The organism is Bradyrhizobium sp. USDA 376, assembly GCF_054063675.1.
In genome coordinates this window covers 6,933,829-6,955,335 of sequence record NZ_JBSSGN010000001.1, presented here as the reverse complement: position 1 = coordinate 6,955,335, position 21,507 = coordinate 6,933,829, and the positions used below count along the sequence as shown (strand labels likewise).

Annotated in this window: 24 protein-coding genes; 14 read left to right on the top strand and 10 right to left on the bottom strand. The window is 64.3% G+C overall.

The genetic code is table 11. From position 1 onward, the window contains the following. Positions 1 to 193 precede the first annotated feature (193 nt). Positions 194 to 1,375, bottom strand: coding sequence for a GNAT family N-acetyltransferase (locus ACVJ19_RS32365; RefSeq protein ID WP_453953180.1), 1,182 nt, complete (start codon positions 1,373 to 1,375; stop codon positions 194 to 196). 130 nt (positions 1,376 to 1,505) lie between these two features. Here ACVJ19_RS32365 and ACVJ19_RS32360 point away from each other — a divergent pair, with 130 nt between their 5' ends. Continuing rightward, entirely contained in the window at positions 1,506 to 2,555 is a 1,050-nt protein-coding gene (locus ACVJ19_RS32360; RefSeq protein WP_453953179.1) for a polysaccharide deacetylase family protein, read from the top strand. Here the strand turns inward: ACVJ19_RS32360 and ACVJ19_RS32355 are convergent. Further along, positions 2,539 to 2,760, bottom strand: a complete 222-nt coding sequence (locus tag ACVJ19_RS32355; RefSeq protein WP_018320088.1) for a DUF2842 domain-containing protein — start codon at positions 2,758 to 2,760, stop codon at positions 2,539 to 2,541. The genes ACVJ19_RS32360 and ACVJ19_RS32355 overlap by 17 nt on opposite strands. A 109-nt stretch (positions 2,761 to 2,869) precedes the next feature. Here ACVJ19_RS32355 and ACVJ19_RS32350 point away from each other — a divergent pair, with 109 nt between their 5' ends. Next, complete coding sequence (locus ACVJ19_RS32350) at positions 2,870 to 3,952, top strand: COX15/CtaA family protein (protein WP_453953178.1); 1,083 nt, start codon at positions 2,870 to 2,872, stop codon at positions 3,950 to 3,952. Here the strand turns inward: ACVJ19_RS32350 and ACVJ19_RS32345 are convergent, their stop codons facing one another. The 4 genes from ACVJ19_RS32345 to ACVJ19_RS32330 form a co-directional block, all read right to left on the bottom strand. After that, positions 3,953 to 4,297, bottom strand: a complete 345-nt coding sequence (locus ACVJ19_RS32345) for a hypothetical protein (protein WP_456739476.1) — start codon at positions 4,295 to 4,297, stop codon at positions 3,953 to 3,955. A gap of 177 nt (positions 4,298 to 4,474) precedes the next feature. Next, on the bottom strand, positions 4,475 to 5,755 hold the full coding sequence (locus ACVJ19_RS32340; RefSeq protein WP_453953177.1) for an O-acetylhomoserine aminocarboxypropyltransferase: 1,281 nt from the start codon (positions 5,753 to 5,755) through the stop codon (positions 4,475 to 4,477). A 127-nt stretch (positions 5,756 to 5,882) separates the two neighbouring features. Then, a complete protein-coding gene (locus ACVJ19_RS32335; RefSeq protein ID WP_453953176.1) occupies positions 5,883 to 6,467 on the bottom strand; it encodes a CoA-binding protein in 585 nt (194 codons plus the stop codon). Positions 6,468 to 6,590: 123 nt separating this feature from the next. Beyond that, entirely contained in the window at positions 6,591 to 7,415 is an 825-nt protein-coding gene (locus ACVJ19_RS32330) for an enoyl-CoA hydratase (RefSeq protein WP_453953175.1), read from the bottom strand. An 84-nt stretch (positions 7,416 to 7,499) separates the two neighbouring features. Between ACVJ19_RS32330 and ACVJ19_RS32325 the strand changes: the two genes are divergently transcribed. The 6 genes from ACVJ19_RS32325 (at position 7,500) to ACVJ19_RS32300 (ending at position 11,175) form a co-directional block, all read left to right on the top strand. Next, complete coding sequence (locus ACVJ19_RS32325) at positions 7,500 to 7,928, top strand: PaaI family thioesterase (protein ID WP_453953174.1); 429 nt, start codon at positions 7,500 to 7,502, stop codon at positions 7,926 to 7,928. Positions 7,929 to 8,084: 156 nt separating this feature from the next. Further along, positions 8,085 to 8,549 carry a 50S ribosomal protein L13 gene (gene rplM, locus ACVJ19_RS32320; protein WP_018642440.1) on the top strand — a complete coding sequence of 155 codons (465 nt, stop codon included), beginning with the start codon at positions 8,085 to 8,087 and terminating at the stop codon, positions 8,547 to 8,549. Between the two features lies 1 nt (position 8,550). Further along, the gene (rpsI, locus tag ACVJ19_RS32315) at positions 8,551 to 9,030 is read left to right on the top strand and encodes a 30S ribosomal protein S9 (RefSeq protein ID WP_211411555.1); all 480 of its coding nucleotides are present in this window, start codon (positions 8,551 to 8,553) and stop codon (positions 9,028 to 9,030) included. 231 nt (positions 9,031 to 9,261) lie between these two features. Continuing rightward, the gene (locus ACVJ19_RS32310) at positions 9,262 to 10,482 is read left to right on the top strand and encodes a diguanylate cyclase (protein ID WP_453953173.1); all 1,221 of its coding nucleotides are present in this window, start codon (positions 9,262 to 9,264) and stop codon (positions 10,480 to 10,482) included. A gap of 59 nt (positions 10,483 to 10,541) precedes the next feature. Then, positions 10,542 to 10,778: a hypothetical protein gene (locus ACVJ19_RS32305; RefSeq protein WP_453953172.1), complete on the top strand. Its 237-nt coding sequence runs from the start codon at positions 10,542 to 10,544 to the stop codon at positions 10,776 to 10,778. 100 nt (positions 10,779 to 10,878) lie between these two features. Beyond that, positions 10,879 to 11,175: an antibiotic biosynthesis monooxygenase family protein gene (locus tag ACVJ19_RS32300; RefSeq protein ID WP_025036647.1), complete on the top strand. Its 297-nt coding sequence runs from the start codon at positions 10,879 to 10,881 to the stop codon at positions 11,173 to 11,175. A gap of 61 nt (positions 11,176 to 11,236) precedes the next feature. Here ACVJ19_RS32300 and ACVJ19_RS32295 read toward each other — a convergent pair whose 3' ends face one another. After that, positions 11,237 to 12,394, bottom strand: a complete 1,158-nt coding sequence (locus ACVJ19_RS32295; RefSeq protein WP_453953171.1) for an AI-2E family transporter — start codon at positions 12,392 to 12,394, stop codon at positions 11,237 to 11,239. Between the two features lie 269 nt (positions 12,395 to 12,663). On the opposite strand from ACVJ19_RS32295, the gene ACVJ19_RS32290 reads away from it, so the two are divergent. Continuing rightward, a complete protein-coding gene (locus ACVJ19_RS32290) occupies positions 12,664 to 13,437 on the top strand; it encodes a gamma-glutamyl-gamma-aminobutyrate hydrolase family protein (protein ID WP_453953170.1) in 774 nt (257 codons plus the stop codon). A gap of 339 nt (positions 13,438 to 13,776) precedes the next feature. Then, a complete protein-coding gene (locus ACVJ19_RS32285; RefSeq protein ID WP_453953168.1) occupies positions 13,777 to 14,154 on the top strand; it encodes a VOC family protein in 378 nt (125 codons plus the stop codon). An 89-nt stretch (positions 14,155 to 14,243) separates the two neighbouring features. Here the strand turns inward: ACVJ19_RS32285 and ACVJ19_RS32280 are convergent, their stop codons facing one another. Continuing rightward, positions 14,244 to 15,221, bottom strand: a complete 978-nt coding sequence (locus ACVJ19_RS32280; protein ID WP_453953167.1) for a GlxA family transcriptional regulator — start codon at positions 15,219 to 15,221, stop codon at positions 14,244 to 14,246. A gap of 150 nt (positions 15,222 to 15,371) precedes the next feature. On the opposite strand from ACVJ19_RS32280, the gene ACVJ19_RS32275 reads away from it, so the two are divergent. The 4 genes from ACVJ19_RS32275 to ACVJ19_RS32260 all read left to right on the top strand — a co-directional run bounded on the left by ACVJ19_RS32275 (position 15,372) and on the right by ACVJ19_RS32260 (position 19,203). Next, entirely contained in the window at positions 15,372 to 15,626 is a 255-nt protein-coding gene (locus tag ACVJ19_RS32275) for a tautomerase family protein (protein ID WP_453953166.1), read from the top strand. A gap of 180 nt (positions 15,627 to 15,806) precedes the next feature. Continuing rightward, positions 15,807 to 17,228 carry an NfeD family protein gene (locus tag ACVJ19_RS32270; RefSeq protein ID WP_453953165.1) on the top strand — a complete coding sequence of 474 codons (1,422 nt, stop codon included), beginning with the start codon at positions 15,807 to 15,809 and terminating at the stop codon, positions 17,226 to 17,228. Further along, a complete protein-coding gene (locus ACVJ19_RS32265; protein ID WP_453953164.1) occupies positions 17,225 to 17,986 on the top strand; it encodes a slipin family protein in 762 nt (253 codons plus the stop codon). The genes ACVJ19_RS32270 and ACVJ19_RS32265 overlap by 4 nt, the downstream gene beginning before the upstream one ends. Before the next feature lie 131 nt (positions 17,987 to 18,117). After that, positions 18,118 to 19,203, top strand: a complete 1,086-nt coding sequence (locus tag ACVJ19_RS32260; protein WP_453953163.1) for an asparaginase — start codon at positions 18,118 to 18,120, stop codon at positions 19,201 to 19,203. A 233-nt stretch (positions 19,204 to 19,436) separates the two neighbouring features. Here the strand turns inward: ACVJ19_RS32260 and glnA are convergent, their stop codons facing one another. Beyond that, positions 19,437 to 20,846, bottom strand: coding sequence for a type I glutamate--ammonia ligase (gene glnA, locus ACVJ19_RS32255; RefSeq protein ID WP_453953162.1), 1,410 nt, complete (start codon positions 20,844 to 20,846; stop codon positions 19,437 to 19,439). 152 nt (positions 20,847 to 20,998) lie between these two features. Next, positions 20,999 to 21,337, bottom strand: a complete 339-nt coding sequence (locus ACVJ19_RS32250) for a P-II family nitrogen regulator (RefSeq protein WP_007603495.1) — start codon at positions 21,335 to 21,337, stop codon at positions 20,999 to 21,001. Positions 21,338 to 21,507: the final 170 nt, after the last annotated feature.

Below are 21,507 nucleotides of genomic sequence, written 5' to 3'. Positions count from 1 at the left end.
AACAAAGGATGGCCGCGAATAGCCGCGAACAGCTAACCTTTTCCCCTTGTGGGAGACGGGTGAGGGGGTCTCTCTCCGCGAGTCCGGAATCGTAGGGTGGGCAAAGGCGCACTTGCGCCGTGCCCACCACCTTTCAACGATTGCGGCAGACGTGGGCACGCTTCGCTTTGCCCACCCTACGATACTGCGAAGCCTACCCGAACGCCTGCCGCAGCCGTCGGGCCAGATCGAACAGAACCTGGTTCTGCTTCACCAGCCGCTTGCCGTGGCTCAGCGAGGACATCGCCATCGCCGCGAGCTTGCCGCGCGAGGTCAGCGGCACGAAACTGTCGAAGATGTCCTCGTCGTCCTTGCAGAACATCCGCTTGTACTCGTCCGAGCCGATGCCGAGGTCGAGCGAGCGGTAGCCGCGCTCGCCGTAGCGGTCGATGATGTAGCGCATCAGGATGAGCCCCGGGCTGTAGCGGGCGTGCTCCGACATCGTGTAGGTGTTGAACATCATCGAGAAGCGCTGGCCGTCGGCAACGCCGGCGAAGATCGCGATCACTTCCTCGTCGCATTCGAGCGCGTGGATGTCGATGACGCGGCCTTCGCCGCGCGGCGCGAGGCACGCGCTGCGGATGAATTGCTCGACGCCCGGTTCGGCGAAAACGTTCGGGAGCTTCTGTTCGGCCATCCGCGCCGGTTTGACGCGGAAGAACCAGTCGAGCAGGCGGGTAACGTCCGCGTCCGTGGTGGCCAGGTGATAGCGGTAGCCGGCGAGCGACTGGAGCTTCTTCTCCTTGCTCTTGAGGCGGCGGCGGAAGGAATTGCTGATCCGCGATGCGGGCGGGCCGCCCGGCTCCATCGTCAGCAGCGGGCAGCCGTTGATCGCGCTCTGCCGTGGCAGGGCCGCGAACGGGTTCTGCTGGTCGCTCCAGCGCAGCGGCTGCTGCGTCAGCGCGAGCACGTCGACATGCGCGCGCAGCGGCGCAAGCAGCGCGTCGAGATCGGCGGTGCCGGCCTCGCCTGCGAACTCGGCGTTCCACAGGCCCATGTTGAAGGTCGTGTGCTTGCCGCCCATGAAGCAGGCCGTGCGCACGCCGTGGCCCTGGCGCAGCGAGAGCGGCAGCAGCAGAAGTGGCTGGCGATCGGCGTCGCTGGCGATGACGATGAAGGGGCTGGCACCTTCGCAACCGCCGACCTGCTGTTGCCAGGGGCCGAGCAGGTCAAAGCGTTGATAGGGCGTGAAGAGATGACCAGGCTCCTCGAAGGCACGCCACACCGCCTCGGCCTCGCCGAGGTCACTGAGGATATCGACATGCGCGATACGGCTTGCTTTCGACCGCGCTGGCGCTTCTGCCGTCCGGCTTTGCATCGCCGCAGCCATGGTCATTCGCGAAACCTGTCGAGAAAACGAAAAAATGCGTAATTCGGCCTGTGGCCGACCTTTGCAAAGAAAGGTCAACAAAGGGTAATGACTATGGGTGAGGGAACGGGCCGCCGGCGAGCGCGAAGGTGGGATATTGGCATCCGACGACAGATGGCTGGAACGGCTGCGCCTTGAGCTGAGCTGGTTCACCGGCCAGGCTGCGCTACGCAGTCGTGGCGCCGGCGCCATCCTGCGCTTTGCGCATGTGCGGCCGCGGCGGCGCGGCGGATTTCAGCCGCTGCGCGAGCACGAGATCACGCCGCAATTCCTCGACCGCGCCATCCGCGCGCTGAAGCGGTGGAAGTATGATTTTCTCGGCATGGACGAGGTCTGCCGACGCGCCGTGACGCTGCCGGAGAGGCGGCGCTTCGTGGCGCTCACCTTCGACGGCGCGCCCAAGGACCTCATCAGCTTCGCCTATCCGGTACTGGCACGCCACGCCGTTCCCTTCACGATCTATGTGCCCACCGCGTTTCCCGATGGCGTCGGTGAAGCCTGGTGGCTCGGGCTCGAGCGGGTGATCGCGCGCGAGAGCCGCATCAGCCTGATGATGGGCGACAGGGAGCAGCGCTTCGTCGTGACGGGCACGGCCGACAAGCAGCAGCTGTTCTCGTTCCTCGAAGGCTGGCTGCGCTCGTTGCCACCGGCGGAACTGTCGGCCGCGATCGCCGATCTCTGCGCGCGTTACCGGATTGATCTTGCCGCGCTCTCGCGTGAGGCGTCGATGGATTGGGAGGATCTGACGAAGCTGGCTGCCGACCCGCTCGTCACGATCGGCAGCGCGACCGTGAACTATCCCGTTCTCGCCAATATGAAGGATGCCGCCGCGCTGCGCGAGATGACGATGGGCAAGGCGGTCGCGGAAGCGGCCTTTGGCCGCGAGATCCGGCATCTCGCGTTTCCGTTCGGCGACCGCGCCTCGTTCCGGCGCAGTCACGTCGTGATGGCGGAGGAGGCGGGCTTCGCCAGCGCGGTCTCGACGATCCCGGGCATCGTGGAGGCCGAAGGGCGCACCAATCTGCGGGCGCTGCCGCGGATTTCCTGGGACGGGCGGGTGCGCTCGCTTCGGATGCTGCGCGTGCTGGTGTCAGGCGTCGCCTTCGCCCCGGTGAGGCCGACCGGCAGCGCTACGAGCCAGACTTGACGCGGTCGGGCCGCTGCATCCAGCTCACGATCGGCATCGCCGGCAGCACCCAGCCCATGCCGACCACGACGTAGTAGATCGCCTGCCGCCAGCCGGACTCGGCGATCCACGGCATCTGCGCCGCCGCCATGCCGAGCAGGGCCCAGACGGTGGCCAGCACCAGGAGCAGGATGGCGCCGAGGAACTTGCGGGTGCGGATCGTCATGGCGGACTATTGCGGCTTTCGCGTAACTTGCGCTGCGGGAGCGGGGGACTATAAGGGGCACGCAGTCCGGTTCAAGTCTCTTAGGCACAGGCTTGGTTTTGTCCTTGAAATGACGATGATTTCCACCCCGTCCGAGCCGCACCGCGCCGTGCGCTGGTGGCTGATCTCCGTGGCCGCGCTGATCGCGCTGATGGTGCTGGTCGGCGGGGCGACGCGGCTGACGGAATCCGGCCTGTCGATTGTCGAGTGGAAGCCGGTCACGGGCAGCGTGCCGCCGCTCTCGGAGGCGCAGTGGACCGAGGCGTTCGAGGCCTACAAGAAGATCCCGCAATACCGCGAGCTCAACTCAGGCATGAGCCTGTCCGAGTTCAAGGAGATCTTCTGGTGGGAATGGAGCCACCGGCTGCTCGGCCGCTTCATCGGCGTCGCCTATCTCCTGCCGTTCCTGTTCTTCCTCTGGCGCGGCGGCCTGTCGGGTGAGTTGAAGCGCAGGTTGTGGCTGCTGTTCGCGCTCGGCGGGCTCCAGGGCGCGGTCGGCTGGTGGATGGTGGCCTCGGGCCTGACGGAGCGGGTCGAGGTCTCGCAATATCGGCTGGCGACGCATCTGGTGCTCGCGCTGCTGATCTTCGCCGGCATCGTCTGGACGGTGCGGCGGCTAAAGGAGCGGCCGCCGATCGCAGCATCTGCGCGGTTGCGCTTCACCAGCGCGCTGCTGCTCGCCGTGACCTTGGTGCAGATCTATTTCGGTGCGCTGGTCGCGGGTCTGCGCGCCGGGCGCGCCTACAACACCTGGCCTGAGATCGACGGCGCGTTCATTCCCTCAGTCGAGCGGCTGTGGTTCGAGACGCCGTGGTGGCGCAACATGTTCGACAATGTGCTGACCGTGCAGTTCGAGCACCGCATGACGGCCTATGCGCTGTTCATGCTGGCGGCGCTGCATGCGTTCGATGCGGTGCGCTCGCGCGCGGGCACGGCGGCCGGTGGCGCGCTCTGGCTGTTCGCCGCGGTCAGCCTGCAGGCGGTGCTCGGGATCCTCACGCTGCTCAACCAGGTGCCGATCGGCCTTGCGCTTTCGCACCAGGCTGTGGCGATCGTGGTGCTGACGCTTGCGGTGATGCAGGTAGAGCGGCTGGCCTCACGACACTCCGCGCAAGCGCAGCCGCGCGCGGTTCCTGTCAGCCAGCCCGGTTGATCAACAATAGCCGTAGACGCCGCACGCGTAGGGCAGACGCCAGAAATAATCGACCTGCTTCCCGCCGTAATACGGGCCCTGATAATCGTAGCTCCAGGGGCGGCCGTAGTAGCCCGGCAAGGTGCTGGAGCCGGGCAGGAGCGGCGTGCCCGGCAGGTTGCGGATGTAGCTGCCGATGCCATAGGCCGGCGAGATCAGCGCATCCGGATCGGTCTCGACATAGACCTGTGGCGGGTCCTGCGGCGGCACGACAGCACGCCGCCTCGCCGTCGCCGGCAGATCGGCGGCGAGCGCGCTTGAAACCGTCAGCATCGCCGCAAGGGCAGGCACCATCCAGCGCAGCATCGTCGGCTCCGAATCAAAGGGGCGATCCAGGGACGATGTATGCGGCAGATATGGTTAATGACTGTTAACTGGCGGCGGCTGAAACGGCCGCCGTCATTCCGGGGCGGCTCGTAGAGCCGAACCCGGAATCTCGAGATTCCGGGTCTGGTCCTTCGGACCATCCCGGAACGACAGTGATTACGCCCCCAGCGCCTGTTCCAGATCCGCGATCAGGTCTTCCTTGTCCTCGATGCCGATCGAGAGCCGCACCACGTCGGGGCCGGCGCCGGACTTCACCTTGGCGGCGTCGTCGAGCTGGCTGTGCGTGGTCGAGGCCGGGTGGATCACCAGCGAGCGGGTGTCGCCGACATTGGCGAGGTGCGAGAACAGCTGCAGCTTCGACACCAGGCTGACACCGGCGTCATAGCCGCCCTTCAGGCTGAAGGTGAACACCGCGCCGGCGCCCTTCGGTGCATATTTTCGCGCGAGTTGGTTGTACTTGTCGCTCGGCAGCCCCGCATAGCTCACCGAGGCCACCGCCGGATGGCCGGCGAGGAATTCGGCGACCGCCCTGGCGTTGTCGCAGTGCTTCTGCATGCGCAGCGGCAGCGTCTCGATGCCGGTGAGGATCATGAAGGCGTTGAAGGGCGAGAGCGCGGGGCCGAGGTCGCGCAAGCCCAGCACGCGGCAGGCGATCGCGAAGGCGAAATTGCCAAAGGTCTCCTGCAGGCGGATGCCGTGATATTCCGGCCGCGGCTCCGACAGCATCGGATATTTGCCCCCCGTCGACCAGTCGAAGGTGCCGGCATCGACGATGATGCCGCCGAGCGAGTTGCCGTGGCCGCCCAAAAATTTCGTCAGCGAGTGCACGACGATGTCGGCGCCGTGGTCGATCGGGCGGATCAGGTAGGGCGAGGCCAGCGTGTTGTCGACGATCAGCGGCACGCCGGCCTTGCGCGCCACCGTCGAGATCGCCTCGATGTCGGTGATGCTGCCGCCGGGATTGGCGATGGATTCGATGAAGATCGCCTTGGTGCGCGGCGTCACCGCGCGCTCGAAGCTTGCGATGTCATCGGGATCGGCCCACACCACGTTCCAGCCAAAACTCTTGAACGCGTGCGTGAACTGGTTGATCGAGCCGCCATAGAGCTTTCGTGCGGCGATGAATTCGTCGCCGGGCTGGAGCAGTTGCTGCAGGATCACGACCTGCGCGGCGTGGCCCGAAGCAACGGCAAGCGCAGCGGTGCCGCCTTCGAGCGCGGCGACGCGCTCTTCCAGCACGGCATTGGTCGGGTTGCCGATGCGGGTGTAGATGTTGCCGAACGCCTGCAAACCGAACAGCGAGGCGGCGTGATCGGCGTCATTGAAAACAAATGAGGTCGTTTGATAAATCGGGGTCGCGCGCGCGCCGGTGGTCGGATCGGGCTGTGCACCGGCATGCACGGCGAGGGTTGAAAATCCCGGAAGGCGATCGCTCATTGAGGGCGTCCTGTTCTTGTGGTCTGAAATCGCGCGGCATGCTGATGGGCGCCGCGGCTGCCGTCAAGCCGCCGCTTCACATCACCGCGCTACGATTGTCACGTTCGCGCAGTGGAAATTTATTGCGTCAGCTTTGCTCGGTCTTGTTTTTTGCGGCGCGATCCGACGCCGCGGTAGTGCCGCCGCCGACGCTCATCCGATTGAGGGATAGCCGCATGCCTTGTGTCGGTACCGGCGCGCGCTTGGAACTGAGCGTGCGCGAATTCACGCCCATCCAGGATATTTCGGACGACAGGCGGCCATATTCGATCTTGGGACAGCGGTTCATGACCACCTTGATACCGACCGACTCCGCCTTCGCCGCCGCCACATCGTCGCGTGCGCCGAGCTGCATCCAGATCACCTTCGGCAGCGGATCGAGCGTGAGCGCCTCTTCGACGACAGGCATGATGTGGCTGGAGTTGCGAAAGATGTCGATCATGTCGACGGGACGGCCGATATCCGACAGCGAGGCAACGAACGGCTTTCCGAGCAGCTCCTTGCCGACATGGCCGGGATTGATCGGGATCATGTCGTAGCCGCGCTGCGCCAGATATTTGAACGCGAAATAGCTCGGCCGCACGTTGACCGGCGAGGCGCCGACCATCGCGATCGACTTCACGCTGTTGAGGATGCCGCGGATGTAATTGTCGGGATAGGCGTCGTGGTTCATCTTTTTCTTTCCGTCATTCCGGGGCGCGCGAGAGCGCGAACCCGGAATCTCGAGATTCCGGGTTCGGCTCTGCGAGCCGCCCCGGAATGACGATATGGGGTTGAGCAGCGATGACGCCGCCCATCACTCATCCCGCCATGTCGGCGTGCGCTTCTCGATGAAGGCGCCGATGCCTTCCTCGGCGTCGCGCGCCATCATGTTCTCGGTCATCACCTCTGCGGCATAACGATAGGCATCCGCAAGGCTCATCTCGGCCTGGCGGTAGAACGCTTCCTTGCCGAGCTTCACGGTGTAGGCGGATTTCAATGCGACCTTTTCGGCGAGCGCAATCGCCGCATCGCGTTCGGTGCCGGCGGGAACGACGCTATTGATGAGCCCGATCTCGCGGGCGCGCGCGGCCGGGATGGGCTCGCCCGTCAGCAGCATCTCCATCGCCTGCTTGCGCGGCACGTTGCGCGACAGGGCCACCATCGGCGTCGAGCAGAACAGACCGATGTCGACGCCCGGGGTGGCGAAGCTCGCGGCGTCCGAGGCGATCGCGAGGTCGCAGCTGGCGACGAGCTGGCAGCCGGCGGCCGTCGCGATGCCCTGGACGGCGGCGACCACGGGCTTCGGCAGACGCACAATCGCCTGCATCATCGCGCTGCAGGCATTCATCATCTCGGCGAAGAAGGCACGGCCACGGTCCGGGTCGGTTCGGCGCGCGGTCAGTTCCTTCATGTCGTGGCCGGCAGAGAAGGCCGGGCCGTTGGCGGCGATGACGGCGGCGCGGATGCGTTTGTCCTCGGCAATCGCGTTGAAGCTCGCATGCAGCTGGCCGATCATGGCCTCCGACAGGCTGTTGCGCGCGGCGGGGCGGTTCAGCGTGAGCACGGCGACGGTGCCGACGATCTCCCGCAGCAGGATCGGCGGTTCCGGGGAGGGGGTGCGGGCGGGCTGGACGGACATGGAAGATTCCGCTTGGGATATTGCAGTTGGATGACGCAGATAACTTAATGTAACAGGCAACGTGAAGCGAGGGTGGGGAACGGCATGGCGTTAGCGAAAATGAGCGTGGCGGAGCTCGAGCAGTTTCTCCGCGAGGAATTTCCCCAGGCCTTCAGTGGCGACGACATCACGATCGAGAGCGCAGACGGCCAGACCAGCCTTTTGCGCCAGCGCTACAGCGAAAGGATGCTGCGGCCGGGTGGAACCGTGTCGGGCCCGACGCTGATGGCGCTGGCCGATTTCGCGATGTATGTGGTGCTGCTGTCCGCGATCGGCCCGATCGGGCTCGCGGTCACCACCAATCTCAACATCAATTTCCTGCGCAAGGGCCAGCCCGGGCAGGATGTGCTGGCCGAGGCGCGGCTGCTCAAGCTCGGCAAGCGTCTGGCGGTCGGAGAGGTGAACCTCTTGTCCGGAACCTCACCCGATCCGATCGCCCATGTCACCTCGACCTATTCCATTCCAAATGTTTGAGCTTTTTGCAGGTAATATAGCACCTTATTTTTAAGCCATTGATTTTACGTATATAATTCACATCTGTGGGCATTGACCGTTGCGCCTCTCTTCTCTAGAAAACCGCGCAGTCCGGTGCGGTGTTCGCGCCGATGTCTCCCTCACGGAAATTCTGACATGAAAACCTTTTCGGCAAAGCCGGCCGAGGTGACGAAGAAGTGGGTGCTGATCGACGCCAAGGGTCTGGTCGTCGGCCGTCTCGCCACCATCGTCGCCATGCGCCTGCGCGGCAAGCACCTCCCGACCTACACCCCGCACGTTGATTGCGGCGACAACGTCATCATCATCAACGCGCAGCATGCGGTCCTCACCGGTCGCAAGCGCGAGCAGAAGACCTACTACAAGCACACCGGCTATGTCGGCCACGTCAAGGAGCGCACCGCGCGCCAGATCCTCGAGGGCCGTCATCCCGAGCGCGTGCTCGAGAAGGCCGTCGAGCGCATGATCCCGCGTGGTCCGCTCGGCCGCGTGCAGATGGGCAACCTCCGTGTCTATGGCGGCGCCGATCATCCGCACGAGGCGCAGCAGCCCGAGAAGATCGATATCGCCAAGTTGAACCGCAAGAACACGAGGGCCGCATAACATGGCCGAATCCATCCAGTCGCTCGACCAGCTCTCGCAGCTCAAGACGGCGGCGGCGCCCGAGGCGCCCAAGCACGAGAAGAAGGTCGACAAGTTCAACCGCGCCTATGCCACCGGCAAGCGCAAGGACGCGGTCGCCCGCGTGTGGATCAAGCCGGGCGCCGGCAAGGTCACCGTCAACTCGCGCGAGGTCGAGGTCTATTTCGCCCGTCCCGTGCTGCGCATGATGATCGAGCAGCCGTTCTCGGTGGCTCAGCGTTCGGGCCAGTACGACGTGATCTGCACCGTCGCCGGCGGCGGTCTGTCCGGCCAGGCCGGCGCGGTCCGTCACGGCATCTCCAAGGCGCTCACCTATTTCGAGCCGGAGCTGCGCACTGTGCTCAAGAAGGGCGGCTTCCTCACCCGCGACTCGCGCGTGGTCGAGCGCAAGAAGTACGGCAAGGCCAAGGCCCGCCGGTCCTTCCAGTTCTCGAAGCGTTAATCGCTTCGGTCGCATTCGCCGCGAAAGCGGCTTCAATGAGATGCAAAAGGGCGCTGATTTTCAGCGCCCTTTTTATTGTTCGTTTGTATGCAAATTGACGACGAGTTTCCGGAAAACTTGCGGCCGCGCGAAAACCTGAATGGAACCCGCGGGAACCTAGCGTCGCAATCGGAAGGGCGCGCAAATCGGATGTGCCGATCGCGTAACTGCTATGTTTTCAAGGGGGCCGACATGATGTCGCTCGATAGCATCACGCTCTATTTGGTTGCCACCATGGTTGCCGCACTGCTCGGCGCCATGATGGTGTTCTTTGGCAAGCAGGAGAACAGTCCTGCGCTGAAATGGTGGGGCACCGCCTATCTGCTCGGTGCCGCCTCCGTCGCGCTGTGGACGGCGGCCGGCGAGAGGCTGGGGCCGCATCTCTATCTGGCGTTAAATGCCGTCGGCTTCGTGGCCTGCGGCATGGTGTGGAATGCGGCGCGCGTCTTCCACGGGCGCAAGCCGAACTGGCCGGGCCTCGTGCTCGGCGCGCTCGCCTGGGTCGCCGCCGTGACGCTGCTCGATCCCACTGCGTCCATGCTGCGCATGATCATCGGCGCCGGCATCGTCTCGGTCTACGCGGCGGTGACGGCGAGCGAGCTCTGGGTCGAGCGGCGCAAGAGCCTGCAACGGCGCTGGCCGGCCTTCGTCGTGCCGGTGATGCATGGCTGCGTGCTGATGCTGCCGATCCTGATCGGCAGCTTCCTGCGCCCACACGATGCCGGCTTCTCCTCGAGCATCTGGGTCACCGTGTTCGCGGTCGAGCTCGTGCTCTATGCCGTCGGCACCGTGTTCGTGATCTTCATGCTGGTGTCCGAGCGCACCGTCACCGCGCACCGGACCGCGGCGTCGACCGATCCGCTGACCGGCATGCTCAACCGCCGCGGCTTCTCGGAAGCCTGCGGCCGCGTGATCGATCGCGAGGCCAAGGCTGGACGGCCCGTCACCGTGATGATCTTCGACATCGACCACTTCAAGTCGATCAACGACCGCTTCGGCCATCCCGCCGGCGACGAGATGCTGAGACTGTTCTCGACCGTCGTCGTCAACAATTTGCGCATCTCCGACCTCTCGGGCCGCATCGGCGGCGAGGAGTTCGCGGCACTCCTGCCGTGTTCGCTGGAGGAGGGTGTGCTGGTGGCCGAGCGCGTGCGCGAGGCGTTCGAGACCTCCGGCGTCGTGGTCGACGAAGGCCCGGTCGACACCACCGTCAGCATCGGCGTCGCCGGCGGTCCGGCCGGCACCGAGCTCGAGGTGTTGCTGGCCTCGGCCGACACCGCGCTCTACCAGGCCAAGCGCGGCGGCCGTAACCGCGTCGAGGCGGCGGAGGAGCTGCCGCTGTCGCTGGAGAACTGGCGTCGCCAGAGCGCAGCGCGGGTCGGTGCGCCGCAGGCACGTCCGGTCACGGCGTGAGCTCGAGGGCGGCCCTGCGGTAATCCGCTGTTTACCATTCGATCCCTACCATTGCGGTCATGGAATCGATCCGTCGACAGAACCCGCAGGCCGCCCTGATGTCGCTCGAAGCGCAAGCAGCCTCGGCACGCGGCGGCTTCGCCTGCCTGTTCTCGACCGCGGACGAATACGAGACGGCGCTGATCACCGAGCGCCGTGCGCAAGGGCGCTACGCGCAAGGCCGCAGCTACTGGCCGCTCGCGCTGTTCGTCGGTTGTGCGCTGATCGTCGCGGGCACTGTTCTGCTGTTCGCCTGAGAACGCCCGCATTTTTGACCCACCAGGGCGCCGTTTCGGCGCCTTTTTCTTTTGGACAGGGTGCGGTAGACACGCCCATCGAACAAAAAGGGTGGAAACGATGATCACCGAGATCGCGCAAATCGACGTCAAGCCGGGCAGCGAGAAGGACTTCGAGGCCGCTGTCGCCAAGGCCAAGGCTGCTTTCGGCCGGTCCAAGGGCTTTCACGGCTTCGAGCTGCACAAGTCGATCGAGAAGCCGCAGCGCTACCGGCTGATGGTGAAGTGGGCGACGCTGGAGAACCACACCGTCGATTTCCGCGGCTCCGAGAATTTCACCGAATGGCGCGGCCTCGTCGGCCAGTATTTTGCCGCGCCGCCGGAGGTCGAGCACACCGAGACCGTGCTGACCACGTAAGGCGTTATTTCTGGAGCATGATCTTTTCGGAAAACCGCTGCACACTTTTCCGGATCATGCTCTACGCCGCCTCAGCGAGGGGCGCCGCCTCATACGTCTTGAAATGGTCGATCATGACCTTGGCGATGGCGACCAGCGGGAGCGCCAGCGCGAGGCCCCAGATTCCGAACACGACGCCGAGCAGGATCTGGAACGCGAACAGCGTGGCCGGCGGGATGTCGAGCGCCTGCCGCTGCAGGAGCGGCGTCAGCACGTAGCTCTCCATGGCGTGGACGACCATGAAGAGCAGAAAGGCCGACAGCGCCGGGATCCAGCCCGAGGCGAGGCTCGCCAGCACCACGACGACGCCGGCGATGATGGCGCCGACGGTCGGGATGAAGGCGAGCAGGCCGGCCTGGATCCCCAGGATGAACGAGCCGGGGATGCCGATGATGGCGAGCCCGATCCAGGTCACGACGCCGACCGCGATCATCACGACAATCTGTGCGATCAGCCAGCGCTCCAGCGTCTCAGCCGTCCGGTCGATGATGAGCGCGACGCGGGTGCGATGCTTCGCAGGCGCGAGGAACAGCAGGCCGTCGTGATAGACGGCGGGCTGGGCGGCGAAGGCGAGCCCCAGAAACAGCACGATGAAGATGTTGCCGACGGCGCTGATCGCGCCGAACAGCAGCTTGAAGGTCTGGCTCACGATTGCGCCGCCGCTGGAGGCAAGCGCGCCCGCGCCCGGCAAGCCGCCGTGCGCGCTCGGACTTGGGGCGGGCGCCGGCGCCTCGTCGGTTGAGGCCGCGGGCGTTGCGTTGCCGAGATCGAACACGCTGGTGTCGATGCCGTGGCTTTCGAGGAAGGACCGGACGTTGCCGATCTGCGACTTGATGGTCTTGCTGAGCAGCGAGGCCTGCTCGGCGATGGTGGCGCCGCCGAGATAGGCAACGCCTGCGAGCAGCACCGCAAGGACGAGGCAGACGATCGCGAGTCGCATTGTGTGCGGCAGGTGAACGCGCCGTCCGAGCGCATTGGTCAGCGCGTTGAGGCCGACGCCGAGCAGCATGCCGGTGAAGATCAGGAGCAGGGTGGCCGCAAAATACCAGGTGAAGGCGAGCAGCGCCGTGAACAGCACGACGCCGATGCCGCCGACCGAGATCGCCCAAGCCTGATCCCAAGTCTGATCAAGAGCCAGATCGGTGCGGGTCCGGGGCCGTTCATCTCTGGAAATGGTCACATCGGGTCCTTTTCGGGAGGCTGCAGGCGGCCACTCTTTCGCGAAATTCCAGCGGGGATCAAGCCGGGCCCGGTGCCGGCCTGGTGCCGATTTGACGTCTCCGGCCCGAAAGGATCAACGCCGGGTGCCAAATGGGCGCCATATCCGCAGGCCGGCACCCGCATTTGCGCGAAAATAGCATTGCCGTCCCGCGATCCCCTCTGTTGAATTTGTTCCATTCGAGGGGCATGTTTGGAGAATCTTCTTAGCGCGGGAGGTCGGAAGGGCAGATGAGAAAGCCGGTCGTCGGCGTGATCGGGAATTCCCATCGCGTCGAGAATCGATTTCAGGTCCAGATGGTCGGCGAGCGCAATTTGCGCGCCGTGGCCGAGGTCTCCGGCGGCTTGCCGGTGATGTTTGCGGGCTCGCCTGATATCACCGACATCGGGGCGCTGCTCGATACCGTCGACGGCGTCATCCTCACCGGCGCCCGGGCCAACGTGCATCCGACCCGCTTCAACGTCGACCCTTGCGAGAAGCACGAGCCCTACGACATCCATCGCGACGAGGTGGCGCTGGCGCTCTCGGTGGCCTGCGTCTCCCGCGGCGTGCCGCTGTTCGGCATCTGCCGCGGTCTCCAGGAGATGAACGTCGCCTTTGGCGGCTCGCTGCATCCCGAGATCCGCGAGATCCCGGGCCGCATGAACCACCGCATGCCGCGACTCGAGAGCGGCGAGATCCACCCCGATCCGACTGTGGTGTTCGCCGACCGTCACGACGTCGACCTGACGCCGGGAGGCGCCTTCGCAAAAATTCTCGGCTGCGAGCGGATCAGGGTCAATTCGCTGCACGGGCAGGGTATCCTCGATCCCGGCAAGCGCGTGCTGATCGAGGGCATCGCCGAGGACGGCACCATCGAGGCGATCCGCATCGCGGAAGCCCCGACCTTCGCGCTCGGCGTGCAATGGCATGCCGAGTACGACCCGCAGCATAATCCGATCAACCGCAAGCTGTTCGAAGCTTTTGGCGAAGCGCTGGTGGCGCGGCAGAAGGCGGCGGCGTAGGGCAGACCCTTACCCCGCCGTCATTGCGACGGCGGGCGATTGCTGGAGGCTACGCCATGCATTCAAGGCGCTCTCCAAATTCGAGCGAGATAAACCAATCAGTAGGAATTGGTCCGCCCTGATTTTTGCGGCTCTGATTTGTTCTTTGAGAACGAAGTGGAGTCAGATGCAGAACGAAGGCTGACGGCGCGAAGGCGCGAGGTGCCGGAACACCAGGATGCCGACTCATAACGCGCGGCAAGCCATAGCCGGATAGACGCATTCCCACCTTAAAGGCGACAAATTTTCAGACATTGAGAAGAGCGGACGAACATAGTTGCATGACGTTGGAGTGCACGAATGAGCCCTTCCGGAGCTTTGGTCGCGATCCTGCCGTGTAATGACCTTGATGCGTCGGAGCGGTTCTACAATCGGCTGGGCTTTGCGCGCCCGGACAGTGAAAGGCCTGCTCCGGGAGAGCCCGACACCTATCGCATGCTGTCGAACGGGAAGGGCGGATATCTACATCTGACGGACGCGGTCGAGGGATGGCTAACGCCGGGCAGAAACCCTTTTGGGCTTTTTCTTTACCTCGAGAATGTTGATGCCGCAGCGCGCGAATTTCAGCAATCACCCGAAGACAAGCCGTGGGGGATGTACGAATTTGCGATCTCTGACCCGGATGAAACGTTGGTCCGTGTCGGTTGGCCAACCCATCTCCGCGCCGGGGCGCAATAATTCGTCTGCAACTGCCCATCGTGACATTTTGTGCTGCTGCGCCAACTGGGCCGCTCAGCGGCTCGCGAAGCAGGCATTCGCAGCCAGCCTCACGCCGTCCGCTCCATCCGCCGCGCGCGATACGCCTGCGGCGACATCAAAGTCAGCTTGCGGAACGCCTTGCGAAAGCTGCTTTCGTCCTCATAGCCGGCGGCGCGGGCGATGGTCTTGACCGGCTGCGTCGTCGTCTCGAGCAGCGTGCGCGCATGCTCGACGCGACGGCGCATGATGAAGGCTTGCGGCGGTTCGTGCGTAAGCTCCTGAAACTTGCGGTTCAGCGTGCGCTCGCTGAGGCCGAGTGCACCGGCGAGGCGCTTGACCGTCATCGGGCTGTTGCCGGTGCGGCGAACCAGAAGATCGGCTTTGGTCAGCAGCGGGTCGTGCGAGAGCAGATAGCCGACGGGCATGAAGATCGATTGGCTGCGCTGTGCGGTGTCGATGACGACGTAGTCCGCGCATAGTTTTGCGATCTCCTTCCCATCCACCATCTCGATCAGCCTGAGCAGGAGGTCGACCCACGACATCGGTCCGGCCGCGCAGACGATGCGGTCGGTCGCTGTAATGACGGCGTCGGCTGCGAGGTCGACCGCGGGATGCCGCTGCCGCAGCTCGCCTTGCAGCCACCAGGTGATGGTGGCGCGGCGGTTGTCGAGCAGGCCGGCGCCCGCGAGCAGGAAGACGCCGCTGCAAAAGGCGCCGATCAGACGGCCGTTCGCATGCTGCTGCCGCAGCCAGGCGCCGGCACGGGCATATTGCGGTTGCAGCCGCGCGGCCGTGACGTGGTCGACGAGGTTGCCGGGAACGAGGATCGCGTCGAAGCTGCCGCGTCTGCCGATGGCGCCGTCGACCGCGACCATCTGGCCGCCGCCGGCGCGCACATCCTTGCCGTCGAGCGACAGCGTCTGCCAGGCGAAGCGGGATTTTGCACCGCCTTGCTGCATCACATGATTGGCGAGCGACAGGACGTCGGCGATGCCGGCGATCGCCGAGTGCATGCAACCTTCCAGCGCCAGAATTGCGAGTTTCATGGGACCTCCGGCAGGACGCGACGATCCTAGCCGATCACTGCGTCCGCGCATGGCGGAAATTGCCCGATCTCTGGCTTATCCGCCACTGCCTTGCCGGGCCTGCCGGGTCCAAATTCGCCGCGTCGTCACACGACATGATTGGAGAAAGACATGCCTTACGTCACCATTTCCACAGTCCGCGGCATCCTGGACGCCGCGCAGACGAAGACGCTGCTCGAACGGATCACCGACCTGATGGTCGAGGTCGAAGGGCAGGGCAGCCCGGAATTCCGCCGCAACGTCTGGGTCAGGATCGAGGAGCAGGAGCCCTCGCACTGGTCGCTCGGCGGCATGCAGCCGACGAGCGAGATCATCGCGAGCACGTTCGGTGCGATCGGAGCCGATGGCGTGAGGGTGGCACGGTAGCAGCGCCTGGCGCAGGGCGGATCAGCCGTCGTCATGGTCCGCCACTGCCTCTGCTCAACCGATCACCTCGCCATCCTGCATGGCCTTCCCATTGCGTTGCACAATCGCAACGTTGGTCTCCACGCGCAGCATTGAGGTTCTCGAGAGGAACACCATATCCTCTGCAAGGGAGCCCTTGCCGTGCAGACCATGAAGGCGGCCCTCGTTGCGGCGATCACCGTCGTGGCTTTGACCTGCTGCCTCCGTCCCAGCTCAGCGGAGGAGAGCGGCCGTGTTGCCCTGGTTGTTTCGATCGACGGGGCGATTGGCCCTGCGTCGGCCAGCTACGTGAAGGAAGCTTTGGCCAAGGCGAGCGAACGGCGCGCCGAGGTCGTGCTTCTGAGATTGAACACGCCCGGTGGTCTCAATTCCAGCATGCGCGAGATCATCGCGGATGTGCTCGCCTCGCCCATCCCTGTCATCGGCTATGTCGCTCCCTCCGGCGCCCACGCGGCGAGCGCGGGGACCTATATCCTCTATGCGACCCACATCGCGGCGATGGCGCCAGGCACCAATATTGGTGCCGCGACGCCGGTGCAGATTGGCGGGCCGCTGCCGGGTCTGCCGGGCGGTGCGCCGGACAAGGGCGGCAAGGACAAGAAGGACGGTGACCAGCAGAGCGAGCCCAAGGATCAGCTCAAGGATCAGCTCAAGGATCCAATGACGGCGAAGGCGACCAATGACGCGGTTGCTTTCATCCGCAGCCTTGCGGAGCTGCGCGGCCGCAATGCGGATTGGGGGGAGAAGGCGGTCCGTGAGGCTGCCACACTCTCTGCCAACGGCGCGCTGGAAGCTCATGCCATCGATCTCGTCGCGCGCGATCAGGCTGAATTGCTGAGGCAGCTCGACGGTCGTGTGGTGGAGGTTGCAGGCGGCAAGACGCAACGGCTCGCGACGAAGGATGCCGTCGTTGAAGCCGTCGACCCCGGACGGATATCCCGCTTCCTGGCGGTCATCACCGATCCGAACGTGGCGTTCATTCTCCTGATGATCGGCATCTACGGCCTGATCTTCGAATTCATGTCTCCCGGTGCCGTCGCTCCGGGAGTCGTCGGCGCGATCTGCCTGCTGATCGGCCTCTATGCGCTCAATCTGCTGCCGGTCAATTATGCCGGCTTCGCCCTGATGCTGGTCGGGCTCGTGCTTCTCACCATCGAAGCCTTCAACCCGACCGTTGTGATCGGTCTCGGCGGAATCATCGCTTTCGTGCTGGGAGCACTGATGCTTTTCAGGAGCGAGGCGCCTGGCTACCAGCTGTCGTGGTGGGTGATCGGCATCACTGCGGCCGTGTTCAGCGGCTTTGCGCTCGTCGTGCTTGGTTCACTTCGGCGCATCCGCAAGGCTCCTGCACTGGTCGGTGCGAAGGCCATGCAAGGCTTGCCCGCGGAGATTCTCGACTGGAACGGGAACGAAGGTCATGTCTTCGCCCATGGTGAGCGCTGGCAGGCGCGCGGTGCCGAAACGTTCAAGCCCGGAGAGATGGCCGAAATCGCCAACGTCATCGACCTGACGCTGCTGATACGGCGCACGCCCGCCCGAAACGGCGAGGGAGGTACATCATGATGCTGGAATATCTGACTTATGCGGCGCTTGCGCTGCTTGTCGTCATGTTTCTGTCCCAGGCCATTCGAATCCTGCGCGAATACGAGCGTGGCGTCGTCTTTACACTCGGCCGCTTTACCGGCGTGAAAGGACCGGGCCTCATCCTCCTCATTCCGGTCGTGCAGCAACTCGTCAAGGTCGATCTCCGGGTGATGGTGCAGGTCGTGCCGCCGCAGGACGTGATTTCCCGGGACAACGTGTCGGTCAAGGTCAACGCCGTTCTGTACTTCCGCATCGTCGACCCCGAACGTGCCATCATCAAGGTCGGCGACTACATGGCCGCCACCAGCCAGCTTGCCCAGACCACGCTGCGCTCGGTTCTCGGCAAGCACGAGCTCGACGAGATGCTTGCCGAGCGCGACAGGTTGAACGCCGACATCCAGGAGATCCTCGACAAGCAGACCGACGTCTGGGGCATCAAGGTCACCGGCATAGAGATCAAGGACGTCGATATCAATGAAACCATGGTTCGCGCGATTGCCAAACAGGCCGAGGCGGAACGCTTGCGGCGGGCCAAGGTGATCAATGCGATGGGCGAGGAGCAGGCTGCTGAAAAGCTCGTCGAAGCCGGCCGGATTCTCGCGCAGGAGCCCCAGGCGATGCAGCTGCGTTATTTCGCGGCTCTTCACGACATCGCGGGCGAACGGTCGTCGACCGTCGTCTTTCCGCTACCGACGGGTTTGCTCGATCATTTTATGCCGCGGCGGGACAACCCATAGGGAAAGCAGCGGGCCGACCCATCTTCGGCCTCAATGGGCGTATCGAATGTCGATCCCTACTTAAACGGGAGGACAATTCGATGACGAAGCCTACCGCCAGCCCAGCCAGCTGTCGCCAACGTCGAACATCCATGCTCGCCATTCCACTGCTGTCCTTTGCGCTCTGGGCCGGCGGCATCGGCGCAGCGCGCGCCGCAGAGCCGGGCAAGGACGCTTCGGCCGGCAGCCTGCCGCGCATTCTCGTGCTTGCGACGGGTGGCACCATCGCGGGCCAGGCCAACCCGCGTGCGACCGGTGCCTACAAATCCGGCCAGATCACGGGCGAGCAGCTGATGGCGTCGGTGCCGGGCCTCGACAAGCTGGCGAAGCTGAACGCCGAGCAGATTTCGTCGATCGGCTCCCAGGACATGAACGACAAGGTCTGGTTCGCGCTGGCCCGCCGCATCCAGGATGCCTTCGACAAGAATGAAGCCGACGGCGTCATCATCACCCATGGCACGGATACGCTGGAGGAGACCGCGTTCTTCCTCGACAACGTGGTGCGCGGCGACAAGCCGGTGGTGATCGTCGGCTCGATGCGGCCGGCCACTGCGGTGAGCGCGGACGGCCCCGGCAATCTCTACGAGGCGGTGCAAGTGGCCGCCGATCCGCGCTCGCGCGGCCGCGGCGTCATGGCCGTGCTGAACGACAAGATTCAGGGCGCGCGCTCGGTGACGAAGACCAACACGACGAGCATCGAGACCTTCAGCTCCCCCAATGACGGCCCGGTCGGCTATGTCGACACCGCCGGCGGCATCCGTTTCATGACCCAGGCCGCCGGCTTCAAGCGCGCGAGCTATCAGCTTCCCGCGGGCGAGCAATTGCCGCGCGTCGAGATCGTCTACTCGCATGCCAACATGGACGCCGTTCCGATCGAGGACGCGATTTCCCACGGCGCAAAGGGCATCGTGCTGGCCGGCGTCGGCGACGGCAATACGTCGAAGTCGGCACTCGACGCGCTCGAGGCCGCCGCGAAGAAGGGCATCCTCGTCGTCCGCTCCACGCGGGTTCGATCCGGCTTCGTCACGCGGAACGTCGAGGTCGACGACGACAAGAATGGCTTCGTCGTGTCCGAAGATCTCAACCCGCAGAAGGCGCGCGTCCTCACCCAATTGTTGATCGCCAGCGGCGTGACGGCGCCGGCCGAGCTGCAGAAGGCCTTTACGGCGACGTGGTGATAGGCCGCCTCGCATCTTGTAGGGTGGGTTAGCGTAGCGGATTGCGCGAAGCGCAAACAGCTAGGCGTAACCCACCTCTTCTGCTTGCTCGGATAGAGACAGTGGTGGGTTACGCATTGCAAATGCGCTTCGCACATCTGCAATGCTAACCCACCCTACGGACCTACGACTCCGCAAACGAAAAGGCGCCCCTTTCGGAGCGCCTTTTGCCTGTCTCGTCCTGTTCGGGCCGCTTAGCCCGAATAGTACATGTCGAACTCGACCGGGTGCGGGGTCATTTCGAAGCGCTCGACTTCGGTCATCTTCAGCTCGATATAGGCGTCGATGAAGTCGTCGTCGAACACGCCGCCGTTCTTGAGGAAGCCGCGATCCTTGTCGAGGTTTTCCAGCGCCTCGCGCAAGCTGCCGCAGACGGTCGGGATCTGCTTCAACTCTTCCTTCGGCAGGTCGTAGAGGTCCTTGTCCATCGCCGGACCCGGATCGATCTTGTTCTTGATGCCGTCCAGGCCGGCCATCAGCATCGCGGCGAAGCCGAGATAGGGATTGGCAAGCGGATCGGGGAAGCGCACCTCGACACGCTTGGCCTTCGGCGAAGCGGTGTAGGGAATGCGGCAGGAGGCCGAGCGGTTGCGCGCGGAGTAGGCGAGCAGCACCGGGGCCTCGTAGCCCGGGACCAGACGCTTGTAGGAGTTGGTCGACGGGTTGGTGAAGGCGTTGATCGCCTTGGCGTGCTTGATGATGCCGCCGATGTAGTGGAGGCAGGTCTCCGACAGGTCGGCATACTTGTTGCCGGCGAACACCGGCTTGCCTTCCTTCCAGATCGACTGGTGCACGTGCATGCCCGAGCCGTTGTCGCCGTAGACCGGCTTCGGCATGAAGGTGGCGGTCTTGCCGTAGATATGCGCGACCTGATGGATGCAGTACTTGTAGATCTGCAGGTGGTCGGCCATCAGCGTCAGCGTGTCGAACTTCATGCCGAGCTCGTGCTGGGCGGAAGCGACCTCGTGGTGATGCTTCTCGACCTTGACGCCCATCTTGGCCATGGCGCCGAGCATCTCGGAGCGCATGTCCTGCACGGAGTCCTGCGGCGGGACGGGGAAGTAGCCCGCCTTGGTGCGGATGCGGTGGCCGAGGTTGCCGCCCTCATATTCCGTGTCGGTGTTGGTCGGCAGCTCCGAGGAGTCGAGGCGGAAACCGGTGTTGTAGGGGGAGGAGGAGTAGCGCACGTCGTCGAACACGAAGAACTCGGCCTCGGGACCGACGAACACGCTGTCGCCCACGCCCATCGACTTCACCATGGCTTCGGCCTTCTTGGCGATGCCGCGGGGGTCGCGGTTGTAGGGCTCGCCGGTGGTCGGCTCGAGCACGTCGCAGGTGATGACCATCGTGGTCTCGGCGAAGAACGGATCGATCGTCGCGGTCACCGGATCGGGCATCAGGCACATGTCGGACTCGTTGATCGCCTTCCAGCCGGCGATCGAGGAGCCGTCGAACATCGTCCCTTCGGCGAAAATGTCCTCATCGATCATGCTGACGTCGAACGTCACGTGCTGCCACTTGCCGCGCGGATCGGTGAAGCGCAGGTCGACGTATTTGACGTCGTTGTCCTTGATCGATTTCAGGACGTCTTTGGCGGTCTTCATGCATACCCCTTTTGGCTCTGCGGGTCGGTTTCCAGATGAGCAAAATTATTCTCGCTTTGGGCGAGTTTTGCGCGACCGCACAAACGAAATCAGGCCGCCGAGGCAGCCTTATTTCTTGTCAGAGTGTCGCAAAATGCGGGATAGCACCCGGCTCAGATAGCGTCCAGCCCGGATTCGCCGGTCCGGATGCGGATCGCCTCTTCGATGTTGGAGACGAAAATTTTGCCATCGCCGATGCGCCCGGTTTGCGCCGCGCGGCGGATCGCGTCGATGGCGCGCTCGACCAGGTCGTCGCCGATCACGATCTCGATCTTCACCTTGGGCAGGAAGTCGACGATGTATTCTGCGCCGCGGTAAAGCTCGGCGTGACCCTTCTGCCGGCCGAAGCCCTTGGCTTCGGTGACGGTGATGCCCTGAAGGCCGACTTCCTGAAGCGCTTCCTTCACCTCGTCGAGCTTGAACGGCTTGATGATGGCTTCGATTTTCTTCACTGCGCGCCTCCCGGCCTTTCGATCAAATAGCAACGTCTTCGTCAGGATGCGCTTTTCTTCACGCACGATCTTGTCTTCGCTATGCCGGGATCCCTGACCAGTCCGGCAACAACGGCCGGCCACACCCAGATAAACGTCAGTGAGCACGACGAACCGAAGCGGCTTCCTCG